General features: G+C 53.2%; 4 protein-coding genes and 1 pseudogene. 4 read left to right on the top strand and 1 reads right to left on the bottom strand.

Annotated features, from left to right (window positions below):
• Positions 1-380 precede the first annotated feature (380 nt).
• On the top strand, positions 381-1,253 hold the full coding sequence (locus tag G565_RS0120435; RefSeq protein WP_028672465.1) for an urea carboxylase-associated family protein: 873 nt from the start codon (positions 381-383) through the stop codon (positions 1,251-1,253).
• Here the strand turns inward: G565_RS0120435 and G565_RS0120440 are convergent.
• On the bottom strand, positions 1,210-1,920 hold the full coding sequence (locus tag G565_RS0120440; RefSeq protein ID WP_028672466.1) for a pseudouridine synthase: 711 nt from the start codon (positions 1,918-1,920) through the stop codon (positions 1,210-1,212). The genes G565_RS0120435 and G565_RS0120440 overlap by 44 nt on opposite strands.
• Positions 1,921-2,533: 613 nt before the next feature.
• Between G565_RS0120440 and G565_RS27830 the strand changes: the two are divergent.
• The 3 genes and pseudogenes from G565_RS27830 to G565_RS0120455 all read left to right on the top strand — a co-directional run.
• Positions 2,534-2,776: pseudogene (locus G565_RS27830) on the top strand (GNAT family N-acetyltransferase); the annotation flags it as partial.
• Positions 2,777-2,816: 40 nt separating this feature from the next.
• Positions 2,817-3,161 carry an SH3 domain-containing protein gene (locus G565_RS0120450; protein WP_028672468.1) on the top strand — a complete coding sequence of 115 codons (345 nt, stop codon included), beginning with the start codon at positions 2,817-2,819 and terminating at the stop codon, positions 3,159-3,161.
• Positions 3,162-3,193: 32 nt separating this feature from the next.
• A complete protein-coding gene (locus G565_RS0120455) occupies positions 3,194-3,739 on the top strand; it encodes a nucleotidyltransferase family protein (protein WP_028672469.1) in 546 nt (181 codons plus the stop codon).
• Positions 3,740-3,818 lie beyond the last annotated feature (79 nt).

The raw sequence follows: 3,818 nt of genomic DNA on the forward strand, positions 1-3,818 counted from the left end.
TCGTTCTTTCGAAGGCTTTAGAACGAGCATACTGTTTCACTGTGGGAAGCTGGATATGCTGCCATAGGGTTCCACAGAGTTTTACGAAGAGCCCAGAAAATAAACCGACAGCGAGACGACGACCACCACACCCCAGGCGAACAGCCAGTTGCGGTTGACAATAACATCGGATTCTTTGTTCACAATGGGGTCACTTTATCCTTTAATGGTGCATCCTTTGGGCCGATGCCAAAGCGCACCGGCACGGTAGTTTATCGTGCTCGTCGCCTAAGTTGAACGGACCGCGCTCCGCTTTACGCAAAACAACTCATACAGCCACTCACTACGAGCCCCAGGGCCCAACCAGATCCCTAACCCGGCCAACAGGAGACACCGAGCGAATGAAACCGCCTGCCGAACACCGCGAACCCGACGACGCGGCCTTGCGACGTGCCGCCCAGGCGGTCATCGCTTACCCGAACGATGGGCTCCCGACCTTCGATGCCACCTGGTATGCCCGGGCCAGATCTGAAATGTCACCCACTCACCAGATCAGGGTAGCACCCAGAGAAGCGGCCACCTTCGAAGTACCGGCCGGTCATTTCTTCCGCATCATCAGCACCGAGGGCGCGCAGGTCGGTGACCTTAACCTGTGGCACCGCCACAACCTGAATGAACGTTTTTACAGTGGTAAGACACGCGCCCTGCACGGCACGCACCTGAGCACCGGAGACCGCCTTTGGAGCACCTTCCCCTACCTCAGGCCCATGGCCACCATCACCAGAGACACCCTCGACTGGTACGGTTGGGATGACGACGGTGCCAGCGTACACGACGTGATTGGCACCCGATGTGACCCCTACACCGGCGCTCTGCTGAGCAATGAACACTATCACCACTGCTGCCATTCCAACCTGACTCGTGCACTGGCGAAGCAGTCAGGCCAACCCTTGGCAGCAGCCGAGCAAGAGGTTCATGACGTACTCAACGTCTTCATGTGCACCGGATTTACGCGCGATACCCACCAGTACTTCATGAAAGCCAGCCCGGTTCGGCCGGGAGACTACCTTGAGTTTTTTGCAGAAATAGACCTGTTAGGCGCGCTGTCAGCATGCCCGGGCGGGGATTGCAGTGCGAGCCACTCCAGCGATGCCGCAGCCTGTTACCCACTGACCGTAGAGATCTACAAGCCAGACCCCAAAACACTGACAGACTGGAAGCCGGCACAGCTTAACCGCTATGTAGGCGGGCACGGGGTACCACCAGCGGTTTGAACTCCCCGGGGGCCAAGGTGTCATCCAACACATAGGGTCCCACGGCAGTTCGATGCAGCGCCAGCACCGGATTGCGAAACCGGCCGAACATGCGCTTTACCTGGTGGTACTTGCCTTCCGTCAACACCAGCTCCGCCGTGGTAGCGGAGGTAAGCGTCAACGTTGCCGGGGCGGTGACAACGCCTTCTGTTTCAAAGTAAAACCCTTCGGCAAAGGCTTTTACATAACGCTCGTCCAGCGGAAATGTCACCCGAACCTGATACCGCTTGGGTACCTTGCCTTCCGGCGACGTCAACGCCCGTGACCAGCGCCCATCGTTAGTCAACAAGACCAGGCCCGACGTATTCAGATCCAGCCGCCCGACAATATGCAGGCTCTCTTTATCAGGGTGGTCGATCAGGTCCAGCACAGTAGTGTGCTGTGCATCCCGGGTGGCACTGACCACACCCACGGGCTTGTGTAACATGAAATACAATGGCGTGCGCTCTTGCAACACAACCCCGTCGCAGACAACAAGATCGAACTCATCAACGGCCCATTGTGCATCGTTCACCACCGTACCGTTGACACACACCAACCCACGCGCCAGCAGTGGCTTAACCGCTTTGAGAGGGACCTGACAGGTTCGGGCGATGAACCGGTCCAGCCGGCTGCGTTTGGAGTGCACGGGATTACCTGCGTTAAAAAGTGGATTCGGGTTGTGAATTTATCGAACCGGGTTAGATTAGCAAGTGATTGCATTTAGTCTTACGGATACAATAACAAGTGCATCCACGGTGAAGATTGTTTATTTTTATCGCTTTGTCACGATATAAAACAGCTCAATGCCAATGACTCATCAGATCACCAATGAACTACCTCCAAAGTGAAGTAGTACCCTATGAAACCTCTTGGCCAAAAAGACTTTCCGAGGAACGTCACAGCTTCTATCCCGGCTTCCAGTTTCAAGCATACATCTTATTGGCACCACGCCGGTAGATGGATTGGATACTCGTCCAATAGGTATTTTTAGCACCGTCACCTATGAAGTGGACGGTAGCCGCATGAACACGAAACTTCGCGCACCAAAGCAGATGGATTACCTAACCATGGCAACCTGGTTAAATGATGCAACGTCCTGCGCCCGCTGGGCTGGCCCTATGCTACCGTTTCCATTTCAATCAGATAAGCTTTCAAATTTACTCGCAGTCCCCGGTGGCCGCAGCTACTGTCTAGCGACAGACGAGAACCATTGCATAGGGTTTGGACAATTCTGAACTGAAGACCAGGGCGCTGTTCACCTCGGTCGAATCATCATTTCACCTCATGTACGAGGGGCCGGTGTCGGCCGTGCGTTGTGTGAAAGGCTGATTGATCAGGCGGTGAAACATACGGGCCATCCAACAATCACTCTACGCGTTTACCGCTACAACCGAGCCGCCAGATCACTGTATGCAAATCTCGGTTTTTCTGTAGATAAATCGAGATCCACCGAGGAACTGATGTTTATGAGCACAAAAACTGCAAAGCCGATTATAGAGTAGACTTGAAAGAGTGCTCTTTCTTGTTGGAGTATTGCCCGCTATGAATAAAGCAAAAGCTATCAGAAACCATCAGTCGAATTATCCCGACCCGATTTCTTTTAAGAGTGGGGATACGCTCGACATTGGTGAACTGGATACTGAATACGACGGCTGGGTTCGTGTTACAGATCCGAGAGGAAAGGAGGGTTGGGCACCACTTTCCCTGATCAACATCACTGCAGAAAACTCATCAGGCTTCGCAACTGGGGACTATTCAGCCAAGGAACTGGACATCAACCGGGAAGATCGGGTATTGGTTCACTACGAGCACTGCCAGTGGTCCTGGGTAGAGCACGCTGAGAAAGGCATGGGATGGGTCCCAAGTGACTGCCTGATAGAGGAATAGAGTGTACAAAGGAAGGAGAAAGAAGCATTGAAATGAAGAGAGAAACTCTGATTGCACAATGGATCACTGCAGACCCTATGCGGATGGAGGCCTTAACCCTCGCCAGTACGCTGGGCTTAAAAGATTGGTGCCTCGCCGCCGGATTTGTACGCAACCTGGTATGGGACAAAACCCATGGCTTTTCGAACGCTACCACACTGAACGATATCGACTTGATCTACTTCGATGCCGAAGACGTGAGCGAATCCAGAGAAAAAGCGTTAGAACGCCATCTGTATGCGATGGCGGCTCTGCCCTGGTCGGTTAAGAACCAGGCAAGAATGCATCACAGAAACTCAGACAGCCCTTATACGTCAACTGCAGATGCCATGAGCTATTGGGTGGAAGTGGAAACGGCCGTCGGTGCCAGGATAGATACAGAGGGTCACATCACCATCGTCGCACCCCTTGGTATAGACAGACTCTTCGACTATACGATCACACCGAATGTGAAAAGGCTAAAGCCAAATGCGTTCAAACAACGCATGCACGATAAAAACTGGTTGAAAACATGGCCAAAATTAGCCGTGAATAACTAGCTAGTGCCCGTCCAGAAAGGGCGATTTTTCAGAAAGATGCCAACGTCCTCCATTGGTCGTCGGATCCGCTTGGTGGTAA

Origin of the sequence: Saccharospirillum impatiens DSM 12546 (assembly GCF_000423605.1) — a bacterium.
Lineage (GTDB): Bacteria > Pseudomonadota > Gammaproteobacteria > Pseudomonadales > Natronospirillaceae > Saccharospirillum > Saccharospirillum impatiens.

Excerpts from the sequence above, each read along its gene's own strand:
- G565_RS0120450 (WP_028672468.1), top strand. The coding sequence starts at position 2,817 with ATGAATAAAGCAAAAGCTATCAGAAACCATCAGTCGAATTATCCCGAC.
- G565_RS0120435 (WP_028672465.1), top strand. The coding sequence starts at position 381 with ATGAAACCGCCTGCCGAACACCGCGAACCCGACGACGCGGCCTTGCGA.
- G565_RS0120455 (WP_028672469.1), top strand. The coding sequence starts at position 3,194 with ATGAAGAGAGAAACTCTGATTGCACAATGGATCACTGCAGACCCTATG.